13 protein-coding genes and 1 pseudogene are annotated in these 15,785 nt (G+C 54.0%); 5 read left to right on the top strand and 9 right to left on the bottom strand.

The features are described from left to right. Nucleotides 1–137: 137 nt before the first annotated feature. Genes yihX through fabY form a run of 3 tightly spaced genes read left to right on the top strand, consistent with a single transcriptional unit; the run spans nucleotide 138 to nucleotide 2,194 of the window. Nucleotides 138–755, top strand: a complete 618-nt coding sequence (yihX, locus tag JL661_RS17595) for a glucose-1-phosphatase (protein WP_062773265.1) — start codon at nucleotides 138–140, stop codon at nucleotides 753–755. A gap of 33 nt (nucleotides 756–788) precedes the next feature. After that, nucleotides 789–1,226: a D-aminoacyl-tRNA deacylase gene (dtd, locus tag JL661_RS17590; RefSeq protein WP_004236576.1), complete on the top strand. Its 438-nt coding sequence runs from the start codon at nucleotides 789–791 to the stop codon at nucleotides 1,224–1,226. 50 nt (nucleotides 1,227–1,276) lie between these two features. Further along, nucleotides 1,277–2,194 (top strand): fatty acid biosynthesis protein FabY, encoded by a 918-nt coding sequence (gene fabY, locus JL661_RS17585; RefSeq protein ID WP_062773268.1) that lies wholly within the window; start codon nucleotides 1,277–1,279, stop codon nucleotides 2,192–2,194. Between the two features lie 145 nt (nucleotides 2,195–2,339). Here the strand turns inward: fabY and JL661_RS17580 are convergent, their stop codons facing one another. Continuing rightward, nucleotides 2,340–4,103 carry an AsmA family protein gene (locus tag JL661_RS17580; protein WP_062773271.1) on the bottom strand — a complete coding sequence of 588 codons (1,764 nt, stop codon included), beginning with the start codon at nucleotides 4,101–4,103 and terminating at the stop codon, nucleotides 2,340–2,342. 130 nt (nucleotides 4,104–4,233) lie between these two features. Continuing rightward, nucleotides 4,234–5,620, bottom strand: a pseudogene (locus JL661_RS17575) (uracil-xanthine permease family protein). 242 nt (nucleotides 5,621–5,862) lie between these two features. On the opposite strand from JL661_RS17575, the gene gltS reads away from it, so the two are divergent. After that, a complete protein-coding gene (gene gltS, locus JL661_RS17570; RefSeq protein WP_004236569.1) occupies nucleotides 5,863–7,095 on the top strand; it encodes a sodium/glutamate symporter in 1,233 nt (410 codons plus the stop codon). Nucleotides 7,096–7,145: 50 nt separating this feature from the next. Here the strand turns inward: gltS and recG are convergent, their stop codons facing one another. The 6 genes from recG to JL661_RS17540 form a co-directional block, all read right to left on the bottom strand. Continuing rightward, the gene (gene recG, locus JL661_RS17565) at nucleotides 7,146–9,227 is read right to left on the bottom strand and encodes an ATP-dependent DNA helicase RecG (RefSeq protein WP_062773274.1); all 2,082 of its coding nucleotides are present in this window, start codon (nucleotides 9,225–9,227) and stop codon (nucleotides 7,146–7,148) included. A gap of 18 nt (nucleotides 9,228–9,245) precedes the next feature. Further along, a complete protein-coding gene (trmH, locus tag JL661_RS17560; RefSeq protein ID WP_004240760.1) occupies nucleotides 9,246–9,941 on the bottom strand; it encodes a tRNA (guanosine(18)-2'-O)-methyltransferase TrmH in 696 nt (231 codons plus the stop codon). Nucleotides 9,942–9,950: 9 nt separating this feature from the next. Next, nucleotides 9,951–12,056 (bottom strand): bifunctional GTP diphosphokinase/guanosine-3',5'-bis pyrophosphate 3'-pyrophosphohydrolase, encoded by a 2,106-nt coding sequence (gene spoT, locus JL661_RS17555; protein WP_004236566.1) that lies wholly within the window; start codon nucleotides 12,054–12,056, stop codon nucleotides 9,951–9,953. A 17-nt stretch (nucleotides 12,057–12,073) separates the two neighbouring features. Beyond that, nucleotides 12,074–12,349, bottom strand: a complete 276-nt coding sequence (rpoZ, locus tag JL661_RS17550; protein ID WP_004236565.1) for a DNA-directed RNA polymerase subunit omega — start codon at nucleotides 12,347–12,349, stop codon at nucleotides 12,074–12,076. 54 nt (nucleotides 12,350–12,403) lie between these two features. Beyond that, nucleotides 12,404–13,027, bottom strand: coding sequence for a guanylate kinase (gmk, locus tag JL661_RS17545; RefSeq protein ID WP_004236564.1), 624 nt, complete (start codon nucleotides 13,025–13,027; stop codon nucleotides 12,404–12,406). A gap of 296 nt (nucleotides 13,028–13,323) precedes the next feature. Further along, nucleotides 13,324–13,941, bottom strand: a complete 618-nt coding sequence (locus tag JL661_RS17540; protein ID WP_004236560.1) for a trimeric intracellular cation channel family protein — start codon at nucleotides 13,939–13,941, stop codon at nucleotides 13,324–13,326. Nucleotides 13,942–14,079: 138 nt separating this feature from the next. Between JL661_RS17540 and JL661_RS17535 the strand changes: the two genes are divergently transcribed. Beyond that, entirely contained in the window at nucleotides 14,080–15,360 is a 1,281-nt protein-coding gene (locus JL661_RS17535) for a YidR family protein (RefSeq protein WP_062773277.1), read from the top strand. A gap of 10 nt (nucleotides 15,361–15,370) precedes the next feature. Here the strand turns inward: JL661_RS17535 and JL661_RS17530 are convergent, their stop codons facing one another. Then, the gene (locus JL661_RS17530) at nucleotides 15,371–15,709 is read right to left on the bottom strand and encodes a YceK/YidQ family lipoprotein (RefSeq protein WP_015422403.1); all 339 of its coding nucleotides are present in this window, start codon (nucleotides 15,707–15,709) and stop codon (nucleotides 15,371–15,373) included. Nucleotides 15,710–15,785 lie beyond the last annotated feature (76 nt).

Genomic DNA, 15,785 nt, shown 5'->3' with positions numbered 1-15,785 from the left:
ACAGGCTGATAACCGCACTGAAATACGGGCGGGATCGCACTCCCGGATATTTTTTCTCACCGAAAATGGTTTTCACTCTGTTCAGGAAGGGACTCTGCGGGTAGAGTAAAAATAATTCATCAACCCGGAGGGATGGTATGCTTTATATTTTTGACATGGGTAATGTCATTATTGATATTGATTTTAAACGTGTTTTATCAGTCTGGAGTAATCTGAGCGGCAAGCCGCTGTCCGAACTGAGTAGTGATTTTATTCACGGTGAAACCTTTAAACAGCATGAATGCGGCAAAATTTCCGATGTTGAATTTGCTGAAGCTATTAATGACCAGCTGGATATGTCGCTGAGTTTTGATGAGTTTGCCGAAGGCTGGCAGGCTATCTTTATCTCTGTCCGCCCTGATGTGATTGATATCATGAACAGGCTGCGTGAGCAGGGACACCGCGTGGTGGTGCTCTCTAACACCAACCGTCTGCATCAGGATTACTGGCCGCAGCACTATCCGGAAATCGCTGCTTCCGCGGATTTCCTGTATCTCTCCCAGGATCTGGGACTGCGTAAGCCGGACCCGGATATCTATCAGTATGTGCTTGAAACCGAAGAGTTTGAGCCGCAGGATGCCGTGTTCTTTGATGATGTCCGCGAAAACGTGGATGCGGCAGTAGCTCTCGGTATCAAAGGCGTGTTGGTCACCGATCGTGGCACAGTCTCCCGTTATTTTGCAGAGTATGATTTTTCAGCAGAAGTGACTGAGTAATTCAGGTGTGATTGTTTTTTAAACGGATATGACATGATTGCATTAATACAGCGTGTGACCCGCGCGGATGTCCGGATCGCCGGGGAAATTGCCGGTGAAATCGGTCCCGGATTGCTGGTTCTTCTGGGTGTTGAGCGGGATGACGACGAACAAAAATCAAAACGCCTGAGTGAGAAAGTGATGGGTTACCGCATTTTCAGTGATGCGGACGGAAAAATGAACCTGAATGTGGCGCAGTCCGGCGGTCAGTTGCTGGTGGTGTCACAGTTCACCTTAGCAGCGGAAACACAAAAAGGAATGCGCCCGGGATTTTCAAACGGCGCGGCACCGGAAAAAGCCAATGCCTTATATGAGCACTTTGTAGCGCAGTGCCGTGCAGCCGGAATGGTGACGGAAACAGGCCGGTTTGCGGCTGACATGCAGGTCAGTCTGACAAACGATGGTCCGGTCACTTTCTGGCTGCAGGTATGATACAACAGTCTCAGGCCGGTCACCGGTTACCACTGACAGGAGAAAGTGCGATGTATCATTTACGTGTACCAAAAACCGATCAGGAGCTGGAAAGCTATTTTCATTTCCGCTGGGCGATGCTGCGCAAGCCGCTGAATCAGCCGCAGGGGTCGGAAAAGGACGGTTATGATACCTATGCACATCATCAGATGGTGGTGGACGAAACCGGGCAGCCTGTGGCTGTCGGCCGTTTGTATATCAATGCAGAAAATGAAGGCGTGATCCGCTTTCTGGCAGTTGATCCGCAGATGCAGGGACGCGGGCTGGGCACACTGATTGCACGCGCACTGGAGTCCGTGGCGCGTCAGGAAGGTGTTAAGCGGATTGTCTGCAGTGCCCGTGAGGAAGCGGTCGCATTTTTTGAAAAATCAGGTTTTGAAAACAGAGGACCGATTACAGGCCCGCAAACGACGCCTGTTCGTCATTTTTTTATGATTAAATCCGTTGAAACCCTCGATGCGATCCTGCATCGTCCTGACTGGTGTGCTGAATTACAGAAAGCATGGTATGAAACCATTCCCCTGAGCGAAAAAATGGGGATCCGCATTACGCAGTACACCGGTCAGGAATTTATGACCACCATGCCGGAAGGCCCGAACCAGAACCTGCATCAGACCATTTTTGCCGGCAGCCAGTTCTCGATGGCGACACTGACCGGCTGGGGACTTATCTGGCTGCTGTTACAGGAAAACTCCCTGGACGGCGATATTGTGCTGGTGGATGCCAATATCCGTTACCGCAAGGCCGTGGCAGGCAGACCGGAAGCCATTGCTTCCCGCGATAAACTCAGCGGCGACCTGGATCGTCTGGCACGCGGCAGTAAAGCGCGGATTAAGCTGGAAGTGACTGTCGGGCAGGGGGATGAAGTCGGCGCGGTCTTTACCGGTACCTATATGGTGCTGCCCGGCCAGAAACACAGCGCGGAGTGAGGGGTAAAACACATTTCTTTCGCTGTGGCTGACAGAGAGGACAATTGGTCAGATACGGCGGTGATAACGGGCAGGCGGACGAAAAGCATGCGCGTCATGGATGACGCTACAGCGCCTTACGGCGCTGTTTTTGTATCAGCAAAGGTTACAGAATTTCTCCGGTTTCGCTGTTATCCGGGATCACCCGCTGTGCAGGCGGGGCAGAAGGTACTGGCTCTGCGGATCCCGGGGTGTTGCTCATCTGTCCCTGCGTGATAGCCCGGTTTATCTGATTTCCCTGTTTATCCTGTCCGGAGAGCATGCCGCTCAGTGTGCTGCGGATATCCTCTGCCCGCAACTGCCCGTTCAGGTGCAGGGTGTAATTGGCGCTGCCGGTCAGCGGAGCAGGTTGCCAGCCCCATTGTGACAGGATCTGACTGTCCGCACCGGTTGCCTGTAATGTGAAACTGAAAGGCGCGGTACCGGATGGTGTGGCCTGAAACTGCATTTTCAGCAGCCCTTCCCCGGCGGAGGCGGCAAATTGTGTGGTTGCCGCACTGTCAGCTCCGGCAGTCAGTGTCAGATACGGGCGGTGCAGTTCGACCCGGTTAAAGGTGGCATTGCCGGCACTGACAGAAAGCTCGCCGTCCCATAATCCCCACTGACCGGATTTCAGGATCTGCATGGTTTTGATGTAGCCGTTCACATTGGTGAGCTGGAACGGGAAAACCGGCTGTGTATCAATCAGCAGGGCATTGGAGACTTTAATATCCTGCAGGCGGATAGCATCAATTCCCTGCGGGGCGGCTTCCTGTAATGTGGCGAACCACTGTTCCGGGAGGCTGTACAGCAGGTTGTCGGCGACACCGCTGGTGATATCCAGTGTCCGGGTGGCGCGGTTCCACTCCCCGGTAAAGCGCAGAATACTCTTGTCATAGCGGCCGGTCAGACGGTTGACCGCAATCTGATCGCCGCGCAGTTCCAGGGTGCTGATAATGTCAGAAAAATGCTGCCCGCTGAGTGTCAGATCTGCTGCGGCGATATCTGCCTGTCCGTTGTCCGTCTGCCAGCGCCCTTGTTTAAAGGCCAGATTTTTGACCGTGCCTTCCAGATAGTTTACCGCCCACTGATGACCTTCGAGCTTGATATTGGTGGCGGTGATATTCCTGGCCTGAATATCCGGCAGGTTTTCTGTGCTGTCTGCCAGCTGTGTCAGTGTTTGCGGTGTCTGCCAGCGGATATCATTAAGCAACAGGTTATCCAGCTGCCACTGACCTTCGGCGCTGCGGCGTCCGGTGGCGGTGATCAGGCCGTTTTCCAGTGTGGCGGTCAGGTTATCAAACGTGAATTGTTTTCCGCTGACCTCGCCCTGTGTCAGGATATTTTTCAGCGGCAGCCCGTAGTAATTCAGGCTGTTGGCGGAAAACTGGTATTTGCCGTTTCCGGTCAGGTCACTGCCCTGCGGCTGCCACGGTGTGATCCCGCCGGTAACATCTTCCGCGTCAATTACCCGGTTGCCGTCGGTGCGGCGGAGTGCGGTCTGATTGAGCTGTAATAACCCGGCACTGACCGGCAGGGTGCTGCTGTCAGCAGCATCAGAAATTTCGATATCCCCTTTCTGCACAATGATACGGGCAAACCAGCCGGGTTCAGAAAAACTGCGCCAGTCCAGGGTCAGCTCAACATTGGCCGCTTCCAGGGCAAAATCACCGGAAACCGTGCTGATGCTGACATCACTGAGTGAAATAAGTGAGGGAGATGAGAGCGAGTGACTTATCGCGGAAAGCGAGACTTTGTAGCGTGTGTTGTCACTGATAAGGGCTGAAACCTGTTTTGTACCCCATGATGTCTGCACCACAAGGGCCGTGGCAACGATAAGAATAATGACCAGTGTTATCAGCCAGAAAACAGCCCGTCCCAACCATTTCATAATGCGCTCCCCGATAGATAATCCTGAGGGCATACTAGCGTGAGGCTCTTTATGGTGACAAGGATTATCGCGGTTTTTCCGCACAGAGCAGCCCGCGTGACCCTTTCCGGTCACGCGGTTAAACAGATGATTATTTCTCCGGCGGGAAAATCAGGTTCAGGGCTATCGCGGTCAGGCCACCGGCCGCAATTCCTGAAGAAAGCAGGGTTTTCAGCCAGTCCGGTGCGAACTGCAGGATCAGCGGCTGCTGGGAAACCCCCATGCCGACAGCCAGCGACAGCGCAATAATCATAATTGCCCGGCGGTTCAGGGTTTCGCGGGAAACAATCCGCACCCCGGATGCCGCAATCGTCCCGAACATCACAATGGTTGCACCGCCGAGTACCGGCTCCGGAATGTGCTGCACAAAACCGGCTACGGCCGGGAACAGCCCCAGCACGATCAGCATCAGTGCCACCACATAACCGACATAACGGCTGGCAACGCCGGTCAGTTGGATCACACCATTATTCTGCCCGAAACAGGAGTTCGGGAAGGTGTTAAAGACCGCAGACAGGGCGGAATTGAGACCGTTTGCCAGCACGCCGCCTTTCAGGCGCTTCATATAGAGCGGGCCGGACACCGGTTGTTCGGAGACATCGGACGTCGCGGTAATATCACCGATGGTTTCCAGCGAGGTCACCATAAAGATCAGGATCAGCGGCAGCAGCAGGTTCCAGTCAATGGATAAGCCGTAATAGAGCGGTGCCGGGATCACAATCATTTCTTTTGGAATTTCTGCATGGTTATCCGGCAGCATGCCCATCCACCAGGCGGCCAGATAGCCCGCGGTCATCGCCAGTACCAGTGAAGCGACGCGCAGATACGGGTTTTTCTGGCGGTTCAGCAGCACAATCACCGCCAGCACAATACCGGCGAGGATCAGGTTATCGGCAGAGCCGAAGGTGTTATCCGCCATTGCGCCATAACCGCCGCCGATGGAGGTCAGCCCGACCTGAATTAATGACAGGCCGATAATCATCACCACCACACCGGAGACCAGCGGTGTGATAATACGGCGAGCCAGATGCAGGAAACGGGAGAGGATCACTTCTGTCATCGCCGCCAGCATCAGTGTGCCGAACAGCGCCGCCATCATTCCTTCCGTATCCACACCATTATTTTTCAGTGCCATACCCCCCCATAATCAGCGGGGCAACAAAGTTAAAGCTGGTGCCCTGGATAGAGAGCAGCCCTGAGCCGACCGGCCCCCAGGTACGGATTTGCAGCAGTGAGGCCAGCCCGGAAGCGAACAGCGACATACTGATAATCCGCTGGGTATCATGGGCGGAAAGGCCAAGCGCCTGAGCGATAAGCAACCCCGGCGTAATCACCGCCACAAACATCGCCAGCAGATGCTGGCAGGCGGCAAAGAGGGTCTGCGGCAGCGGCGGACGATCTTCCAGACGGTAGATGAGTTCACTATTTGTGTTAGTCGCGGGAGTTACACTGGTTTTGTCAGAAATTGCAGAGTTCATGTCAACAGGTCCGGGATAAGCAATTTCCGTATTTTAATGATCTGCGGCACAAAAGCAATCGTTTGCGCGGATGAGATGTTATTTTTTATAGCGGAATATAATCACAGTTTTATTTATTTTAACTTGTCTTTATCCGCTTTTTTTTTCTTTAATCCCGATACCTGCTTTTTTTTCTTGCGTAATAAGGACGTTATTAACGCGATACTGATGTAACAAATACCAACAATAAAAGGGGTACGTGAATGTATCAACTCGACGTTTACGGCACGCTGGTTGCGGCCACACTCGTCCTATTACTGGGACGTAAACTCGTAAAAACTGTACCATTCCTCGAAAAGTATACTATTCCTGAGCCTGTGGCCGGTGGTCTTCTGGTCGCGATTGTATTATTGGGGCTCAAATCCGGTATGGATCTGGAAGTGAAATTTGATGATTCACTGAAAGACCCGCTGATGCTGGCGTTCTTCGCCACCATCGGCTTAAACGCCAACTTAGCCAGCCTGAAGGCGGGCGGTAAAACATTATTTATCTTTGTGATTGCCGTTGTGGGCTTACTGATTGTGCAGAACAGTGTCGGTATTTCCCTGGCGAAAATGATGGGGCTTGACCCGCTGATTGGTCTGCTGGCCGGTTCTATCACACTTTCCGGTGGTCACGGTACCGGGGCGGCATGGGGTAAAATTTTCAGCGACAGCTATGGTTTCACCTCTGCAACAGAAATTGCGATTGCCTGTGCCACATTTGGTCTGGTGCTCGGCGGCCTGATTGGTGGTCCGGTGGCCCGTTTCCTGATCAAAAAGACAGCCATGAGCGATGTGAAATTACAGGATGATGAAGCACCGACCGCGTTTGAAAAACCGCAGGCCGGACGCATGATCACTTCAATGGTTCTGCTTGAAACAATTGCACTGATTGCTATCTGTTTGCTGGCAGGGACGTATCTGTATGGTGTTCTGACGGATTTCTTCACGTCGATGCAGTGGAAGTTCCAGATCCCGGCGTTCGTGTGTGTGCTGTTTATCGGGGTTATCCTGAGCAACAGTCTGTCACTGATGGGCTTCTACCGTGTGTTTGAACGGGCGGTGTCGGTGCTGGGTAACGTCAGTCTGTCACTGTTCCTGGCGATGGCACTGATGAGCCTGAAACTGTGGGAAATCGCCTCTCTGGCGGTACCGATGCTGGTGATTCTGGCGGTACAGACCGTGGTGATGGCGCTGTATGCCGTCTTCGTCACTTACCGTGTGATGGGGAAAAACTATGATGCGGCGGTACTGGCTGCCGGTCACTGTGGCTTCGGGATGGGCGCGACACCAACCGCGATTGCCAACATGCAGGCGGTAACTGATCGCTTCGGTCCTTCCCATGTGGCCTTCCTGGTGGTGCCGATGGTGGGGGCGTTCTTCCTGGATCTGATTAACGCACTGGTTATTCCGTTCTTCCTGGCGTTACCTATCTTCCCGGCTGCGGGCGGGTAACAGAACAGTTCTTAAAGCAGGCAAGCCACCCCTCCGGGTGGCTTTTTTCGTTATACGTTGGTGTATTGTGTGCGTTCCGGCAGCCAGCGTTCTATCAGGGCTTTTGCCTGTTCCGGATAGTTTTGGTGCAGATGCCGTGCAACGCGCTGTACTTCCGGCAGCATGCCCTGGTCGCGCAGTAAATCCGCCACTTTAAATTCCGCATTGCCGGTCTGGCGTGTGCCGAGCAGTTCCCCCGGCCCGCGGATTTCCAGGTCTTTCTGCGCGATAACAAAGCCGTCGTTGCTGTCCCGCAGTACCTGAAGACGCAGTTTTGCTGTCTGGGTGAGCGGGGTTTTATACAGCAGCACACAGTGGGAGACCGCAGAGCCGCGCCCGACCCGGCCGCGCAGCTGATGCAGCTGTGCCAGCCCGAGCCGTTCCGGGTTTTCGATAATCATCAGGCTGGCGTTCGGTACATCCACCCCGACTTCAATCACCGTGGTGGCAACCAGCAGATCCAGCTCACCGGCCTTAAACTGTGCCATTACCGCCTGTTTTTCTGCCGGTTTCATGCGGCCGTGAACCATCCCGACCCGCAGATCCGGTAGCGTGGCGGACAGCTCATCAAACGTGACCTGAGCCGCCTGGGCTTCCAGCAAATCCGATTCATCGATCAGGGTACAGACCCAGTAAGCCTGACGTTTTTCATCCTGACAGGCATTGCGCACCCGCTCAATAATCTCATGGCGGCGGCTGTCCGGAATCGCCACCGTGGTCACCGGGGTTCTGCCGGGCGGCAGTTCGTCGATAACCGAGGTATCGAGATCTGCATAGGCAGTCATGGCCAGAGTACGCGGGATCGGCGTGGCGGTCATGATCAGCTGATGTGGATGGAATCCCTGCTGTTCGCCTTTTTCCCACAATGCCAGCCGCTGGTGGACACCAAAGCGGTGTTGTTCATCGATAATCACCAGCGCCAGGGAATGAAAACGGATATGTTCCTGAAAAATGGCGTGTGTGCCGATAACCATGGCCACATCACCGGCAGCAATGGCGTCTTCCTGTGCCTGTCGTGCCTTGCCTTTCTGTTTCCCGGCAACCCAGCCGACACTGATACCCAGCGGCTCCAGCCACTGACGGAAAGTACAGGCGTGTTGTTCAGCCAGCAATTCTGTCGGTGCCATCAGCGCCACCTGTCTGCCGTGTGCGATAGCGCGAAGTGCCGCCAGCGCGGCGACCAGCGTTTTCCCTGAGCCGACATCCCCCTGAATCAGGCGCATCATCGGTACCGGTTTTTCCAGATCCTGCTCTATTTCCGCCACCACGCGCTGCTGGGCATTGGTTGGTGAGAAGGGAAGTTGTGCCAGAAACTGATTTTTCAGTGTTTCCTGCGGTGACAGCGGCAGTGCGTGATAACGCTGTGCCCCTGCTCTGACCGCCAGCATGCTGAGGTGATGCGCCAGCAGTTCTTCCAGCACAATCCGTTTCAGTGCCGGATGCTGCCCGCTTTCCAGTTCGGCAAGCTGTGTATCCGTCGGTGGCCGGTGCAGCGTTTTCAGCGCCTGCGGCAGGCTCATCATAGAGCGGGTCAGTTCCGGCGGCAGTAATTCATTAATGGCGCAGGTATCGAGCAACTCCAGCGCCTGATCGAGCAGTTTGCGGAGTGTGGCCTGTCGGACACCTTCGGTGGTCGGGTAGATAGGGGTGAGTGTTTCCTGTAATTCAACGGAAGTATCACTCTGGCGGACTTTGTATTCGGGGTGGAAAATCTCCGGGCCATTTTTGCCGCGCCGGATTTCACCGTAAGCGGTGACCTGTTTTCCGGCCACCAGCGCATTTTTCATCGCCGCTGAAAAGTTAAAGAAACGCAGGGTTAATATGCCGGTACCGTCGCTTATCTGGCAGGTCATCATCCGCTTGCGGCCAAAGACCACATCGGTGCGCAGCACTTCGCCGCTGACGGTGGCATAAATCCCGGGTAACAGATCGGTAATGGTATAAAGCCGGGTCTGGTCTTCATAACGCAGCGGCAGATGGAAAAGCAGATCCTGAAGGGTGTGCAGACCGATACCGGCCAGTTTGCCCGCCTGCCCGGCCCCGACGCCGTGTAAAGTCGTGAGTGGGATAGCATCAAGCAGTTGACCTTTCATTTTCTGCTCCGTTTCGTATCAGGCGGATGGTTTCTTCTGTTGCATGGCAGCCCACCAGCTGTCCGGCGCAATAATATGACCCTGTTCATCAATCTGCGGACGGGGCAGTTTTTTCTCGCGGGCGACCTGGGCCAGCACCGGATAACCGCGTTCAAACAGCAGGCGCTGCTGTTCATCCTGTGCCAGGGCACAACGGGGATGCTCATAGAGACCGGCAGCTTCACGCTGGCGTTGTGCCTCATAGAGGATCACGGCGGCGGCAACAGACACATTCAGTGACTGTACCATGCCGGACATCGGGATCATAATATGCTGATCTGCCAGCCGGATGGCTTCCTGAGATATGCCGGTTTTCTCCGAGCCCATGATAATGCAGGTTGGGCGGGTAAAATCGATCGCCCGGAAATCCACCGCGCTGTCAGACAGATGAGTGGCAAGAATCTGCATACCCTGTGATTTCAGGAGGGTCACGGCATCAGCGAGTGTGTCGTGGTTATGCACATTTACCCAGCTGTTGCTGCCGGCGGCGGAAGAGACCAGGGTTTTGATTTTTTCCGGCCAGACCGCATGCAGATCATGGATACCGACAGCATCCGCGCTGCGGATCACCGCCGAGACATTGTGCGGCTTATGCACTTCCTCGAGACACAGGGTGAGGTCAGGCTGGCGCATCGCCATCATCCGGCAGATGCGCTCATAACGTTGGGAATTCATACCGTGTGATTAATTCCGGTTACGGCTGACGCGCAGGACATCCGGCATAATGCGGATCTTACGCATAATATTCGCAAGCTGGATACGGTCTTTTGCGGTCAGGCGGATAAAGGCGCAGTAAACGCGGCCATCTTTCTCCTCGGTATTCATGCTCTGAATACTGGAGTTGGCATCATTAATTGCGGCAGTCAGGTTAGCCAGTGCGCCCTGGTGGTTAAACATATCCACTTTGATTTCAGCAATAAAATCGGTGTCGATATCATTATCCCACTCAACAGCCATGAATTTTTCCGGTTCTTTTTCATATCCGCGGATATTACGGCAGGATTCATGGTGGATAACCAGCCCTTTACCCGGACTGATATGGGCGATAATCGGGTCACCCGGTACCGGACGGCAGCATTTGGCGAAGGTGATAAGCACTCCGTCCGCGCCTTTGATCGGCAGCTTGCGGGTGGTGCTCTCTTCGGTATTACTTTCCGGCTCGTTCAGCAGGTTACGGGCAACCACCACACTCATGGCATTCCCCAGGCCGATTTCCGCCAGCAGGTCATCCAGAGTCGCCAGTTTCATCCGCACCAGCTCACGGCTGATATTTTCCTGAGGGATATCTGTGATCTTACGGCCGTTACCGAGTGCATGGTTGAGCAGACGGCGGCCCAGGTTGACAGAATCATCCCTTTTGAGGTTTTTCAGTAACTGACGGATTTTCGCCCGGGCTTTTGAGCTGACAACAAAGTTCAGCCACGCGGCATTCGGCCGTGCGCCCGGTGCGGTAATAATTTCAACGGTTTGTCCGCTGGTCAGTTGCTGGGAGAGCGGATACGGCTGGCGGTCAACGCGCGCGCCGACACAGGAGTGGCCGATGTCCGTATGCACGGCATAGGCGAAATCCACCGGGGTGGCGCCGGTCGGCAACTCCACAATCCGGCCTTCCGGCGTGAAGACATAAATTTCATCCGGGAAGAGATCGGATTTCACGCTCTCAATAAATTCAAAGGTGTTGCCGGTGCTTTGCTGAAGTTCTATCAGGCTCTGCATCCAGCGGTGGGCACGCACCTGTGCGGTAGTGCCGGATTCACCGTGCTCTTTATAAGCCCAGTGTGCTGCCACCCCCATTTCCGCCATCTGATCCATATCTTCGGTCCGGATCTGCACTTCCACCGGCACCCCGTGAGGGCCGATAAGGGAGGTGTGTAATGACTGATAGCCGTTGGCTTTCGGGATGGCGATATAATCTTTGACGCGGCCGGGACGCGGCTTGTACAGGCCGTGAACCTGACCTAATACGCGGTAACAGGTGTCGACAGTGCTTACAATCACGCGAAATGCATAAATGTCCATGATCGAGTGAAAACGCTGCTCTTTCAAGTGCATTTTCCGGTAGATGGAGTAGAGATGTTTTTCCCGTCCGCTGACTTTGCAGCTGATCCCGGCTTCCGTCAGACGCCCTTCGATTTCGGATAAAATCTTCTGGATCATCTCTTTACGGTTGCCGCGCGCGGCTTTCACCACTTCTTTGATGACGCGGTAGCGGTTCGGGTAAAGGGCTTCGAATCCCAGCTCCTCAAGCTCCGTTTTGATATGGTGAATACCGAGACGGTGAGCCAGAGGACTGTAGATTTCAAGGGTTTCGCGCGCAATACGACGACGCTTATCGGGACGCAGAGACCCGAGCGTGCGCATGTTATGCGTGCGGTCTGCCAGCTTGATGAGAATGACACGGATGTCTTTCACCATCGCCATGACCATTTTGCGGAAGTTTTCAGCCTGAGCTTCTTTTTTATCGCGGAAGTTCAGTTTGTCTAACTTCGATACCCCTTCCACCAGCCCGGCAACCGTGGTGCCGAACAGTTGTTCAATATCCTGAAAGGTGGCAGGCGTATCTTCAATAACGTCGTGCAGCAGTGCTGCCATCAGTGTTTCGAGGTCGAGACGCATCTCGGCCAGGATACAGGCAACAGCGACCGGATGGGTAATATACGGTTCGCCACTGGAGCGGGTCTGCCCTTCGTGAGCATCCCGCGCAACGATATAGGCTTGTTTTAACAGATCAATCTGCTCTTTCGGCAGATAATCCTTAACAATATGGTTCAGGCTTTCAAACAGGTACAAGGCAGACCTACCTTAACTTAACGACGTCCTTCGGCGATTGCAGAAACCGCTTGCATTTCAGCAGCTTCCTGCTCCTGTTGTTCCTGGCGCTCACGGGCGTCAAGGATCTGGCCGTTGATCAGATTTTCTTCGATTTCGCGCAGGGCGATCACGGTGACTTTATCGTTTTCTTCCGGAACCAGAGGCTCTTTGCCGCCGGCCTGTAACTGACGCGCACGGCGTGCTGCCACTAATACGAGGTCAAAACGGTTACCAATTTTTTCTACTGCGTCCTGGACTGTTACGCGTGCCATAGGTGTGCTACTCCACAGATAAATAAATGACTCGGCATGATACTGAAAGTTGTATCACTGTGCCAATAATTTGGCGATTAAAGCATCATGTCGCTGAACCTGGCGACCTGAACGCAGACGTTCCGCACGGATAATCGTCTGTAAATCGGTCAGCGCGACATTAAAATCATCGTTCACAATCAGATAATCGTACTCGCCATAGTGCTGCATTTCACTGACCGCCTGTGCCATACGTCCGGCAATGACTTCGTCAGTGTCCTGACCACGGCCGCGCAGGCGGCGCAGCAATTCCTCACGGGACGGCGGCAGAATAAAGATACTGCGGGCTGCCGGCATCTGTTCCCGGATCTGGCGGGCTCCCTGCCAGTCAATATCAAGAAATACATCAACACCGGAGTTCAGGATATCTTCCACTGTTTTACGGGCGGTACCGTAGTAATTTCCGAAGACACAGGCATGTTCGAGAAACTCATTACGGCCGATCATGCTTTTGAATTCATCTTCAGTGGTGAAGAAATAATGCTCTCCGTGCACTTCGCCCGGGCGGATACCACGGGTGGTGTGCGAAACAGAAACCTGGGTGTCATATAAAGGCTGTGTTTTCAGTAATGCCTGAATAAGACTCGATTTTCCCGCACCACTCGGCGCAGAGACAATATATAACGTACCTTGGGTCATTGTTGATGTCTTGTCTGATTGGGGGTTGAAAAAGCCTCGGGGAATAAATCCCCGCATATAGTATACACACACGCGCAGCGACATGCAGCGTTCAGGTGATTATCTGCTGAAAATTTCTTATTTTTCCGGGCAGATGAATACGGATGTTTCATTTTTCCGCACCGGCGGAATAAAAATGTATGCATATACCCGTCAGTTACATGACAGTGCGGGACAACAGGAAAAAACAGACAAACAGGGCAGATAAGCAGAACCGGAACCGGTATTGTCCGGTTCCGGGTGAGCGGTTATTGCCGTTAATCCTGATTTTCGTAATTAAAGACCGGTAACCCGAGGCGGTAGCGGATGGCAATTAACCGGGACGTCAGGCCGGCCACCAGGGTAATAATAATGACGGCATCGCGCGGCAGCGGCGTGTAAAACAGTAATCCCATATAGAGCCAGGCAGCGGCAAAGGAGATACCGGCATATAATTCTTTCTGGAAAACCAGCGGAATGGTGTTACACAGCATATCGCGCAGCACACCACCGAAAACACCGGTGATAACGGCGGCAATAGCCGCAATGATCGGCCCGTAGTTCATATCGAGTGCTATCTGAGCGCCGATAATGGAAAATACCATCAGCCCGATAGCATCCAGGATCAGGAAAAGGCGGCGCAGATGCTTCATCATCGGCGCAACCCAGATAGTAATAACGGCAGCACAGGCAACCGTAATAATATATTCAGGATGTTTTACCCAGCCCAGCGGGTAATGGCCCAGCAGCATATCGCGGACAGATCCGCCGCCGATAGCAGTGGCGGAGGCGATAATAATTACGCCGAAAACATCCATTTTCCGGCGGCCGGCGGCCAGTGCTCCGGTCATGGCTTCAGCGGTAATACCAATAATGTACAGGATACTGAGTAACATAGTCTTATCATTGCCGGTTTATCGGAAGGTTAGCATAGTCAGCACAGCCGAAAGTCTCGACTGAGTTTTTTTAGTCTGACCCAATCGGATTACCTGAGGTTATCCGAACTGATGGTATAAAAAGAGAGTATCACTCTAATGAATGAATATCAGATAACAACAACACCCCGTCATCATCAGCTTACTAATATTAATGTATGGACGCCGGATAGCCAATGGCTGGTTTATGATGTCCGCCCTCAGGGGTCTTCGTTTATCGGTAAAACGATAGAAAAAATTCATGTGAATACAACAGAAATCCGTGAAATTTACCGGGGAACCGCCGGGGCCTGTGTGGGTGTGGTGACTGTCAGCCCGCAGTTGCCGGTGCGGTATGCCTTTATCCGCGGGCCGCTGAACCCGGATCCGCAGTGGCAGTATGATTTCCATCATCGTCAGGGGGTGATGGTCAGTGATGATGTACCGGGTGTTGCACACAATATTGATGCTTTCTGTATTACGCCGCCTTATCAGCCCGGCGCTCTGCGCGGTGGTACACATGTGCATGTGTTCAGCCCGGACGGGGAATGGCTGAGTTTTACTTATAACGACCATGTACTGCACGAGCAGGATCCGGTGCTGGATCTGCGTAATGTGGCGGTGGCGGTTCCGCTGCATCCGGTATGCAGCGGGAAACATCACCCGCGTGAATATGACGGAGAATTTTTCTGCTGTGTGGTCTCGCGGACAACTCCGGCGCCGCAGCCCGGCAGTGATGAAATCAGCCGGGCATACGAAGAGGGCTGGATTGGTGAGCAGGGGTATCTGCGGGCAGACGGCTCCCGTCAGCGGCGGGCGATTGCGTTTATCGGGGATACCCGGTCAGAAAACGGTGAGGTGATCCCGGAGATTTTCCGTCTCGATCTGCCGGAACGGCCTGAAGATTATACCGTTGCCGGCGATTTGCCGCTTGAGGGAACTGACAGTACGATGCCTGCTCCGCCGGCCGGTGTCAGCCAGACGCGGCTGACATTTACTCATCATCGCCGGTATCCGGGGCTGGCAAAACAGCCGCGCTTCTGGCTGCGCAGCTCACCGCAGGGCGACAAAATTGCGTTTCTGATGCAGGACGATCAGGGAATTGTTCAGTTGTGGACGATTTCCCCGCTGGGCGGTGAGGTGCATCAGGTCACTTCCGGCAGTGACAGTATTGAATCTGCATTCAGCTGGGACAGCACCGGGCGGTATCTGACCTTTGTCCGTAAAGGATTGGTCATGGTGTGTTGTGCTGAAACCGGGGTATGCCGCGCGGTGACGGCACCATCGGCAGAACCGGTGTCAGGGGATGCGGTGGTGTTTTCACCGGATAACAGCCGGGTGGCATTTCTGCGCCGCACAAACGGCTGGCAGCAAATCTGGGTGGCAGACACCGGGCTGTAACGGCGGCAGATTACTCCTGCGGCAATGGTGCCGGGGCGTTATGGGCGGTTTCCGCTGCTTCCAGGCGTTTTACCCGTTCCGCAGGGGATGACTCACTGTTGTCTTTGCCGCCGGTGGCATAATCGACCGGAGCCAGAAGGGTATCGAGGACAGCGGAGAAGGGCAGGTCAATGGCGACAATCGGCTTCATTACCCAGCCGGTTTCGTCATCCTGCAACATGGCGATACTGTTTTTGGTTCCGGGATAGTAGCCCTCTGTCGGGCCGGTCCGGGTCATAATACTTGAGCAGCCGCTGAGTATCGTACTCAGTCCCAGCAATCCGCTTATTATCATACATTTGCGTGTCATAACATGTCCCTGCATATACAGCGGGCGGGTACCGGTAATTATTTCACCCGACCGGCGTACTATTCCATAAATAGAG

It is taken from the genome of Morganella morganii, assembly GCF_019243775.1.
Classification (GTDB): Bacteria; Pseudomonadota; Gammaproteobacteria; order Enterobacterales; family Enterobacteriaceae; genus Morganella; species Morganella morganii.
The sequence above is the reverse complement of the archived record's forward strand: the minus strand, read 5'-3'. Positions and strand labels throughout refer to the sequence as shown.

Bases quoted from the DNA above. Each gene is read 5' to 3' on its own strand.
- yihX (WP_062773265.1), top strand. From the start codon at position 138: ATGCTTTATATTTTTGACATGGGTAATGTCATTATTGATATTGATTTT.
- dtd (WP_004236576.1), top strand. From the start codon at position 789: ATGATTGCATTAATACAGCGTGTGACCCGCGCGGATGTCCGGATCGCC.
- fabY (WP_062773268.1), top strand. From the start codon at position 1,277: ATGTATCATTTACGTGTACCAAAAACCGATCAGGAGCTGGAAAGCTAT.
- JL661_RS17580 (WP_062773271.1), bottom strand. From the start codon at position 4,103: ATGAAATGGTTGGGACGGGCTGTTTTCTGGCTGATAACACTGGTCATT.
- gltS (WP_004236569.1), top strand. From the start codon at position 5,863: ATGTATCAACTCGACGTTTACGGCACGCTGGTTGCGGCCACACTCGTC.
- recG (WP_062773274.1), bottom strand. From the start codon at position 9,227: ATGAAAGGTCAACTGCTTGATGCTATCCCACTCACGACTTTACACGGC.
- trmH (WP_004240760.1), bottom strand. From the start codon at position 9,941: ATGAATTCCCAACGTTATGAGCGCATCTGCCGGATGATGGCGATGCGC.
- rpoZ (WP_004236565.1), bottom strand. From the start codon at position 12,349: ATGGCACGCGTAACAGTCCAGGACGCAGTAGAAAAAATTGGTAACCGT.
- gmk (WP_004236564.1), bottom strand. From the start codon at position 13,027: ATGACCCAAGGTACGTTATATATTGTCTCTGCGCCGAGTGGTGCGGGA.
- JL661_RS17540 (WP_004236560.1), bottom strand. From the start codon at position 13,941: ATGTTACTCAGTATCCTGTACATTATTGGTATTACCGCTGAAGCCATG.
- JL661_RS17535 (WP_062773277.1), top strand. From the start codon at position 14,080: ATGAATGAATATCAGATAACAACAACACCCCGTCATCATCAGCTTACT.
- JL661_RS17530 (WP_015422403.1), bottom strand. From the start codon at position 15,709: ATGACACGCAAATGTATGATAATAAGCGGATTGCTGGGACTGAGTACG.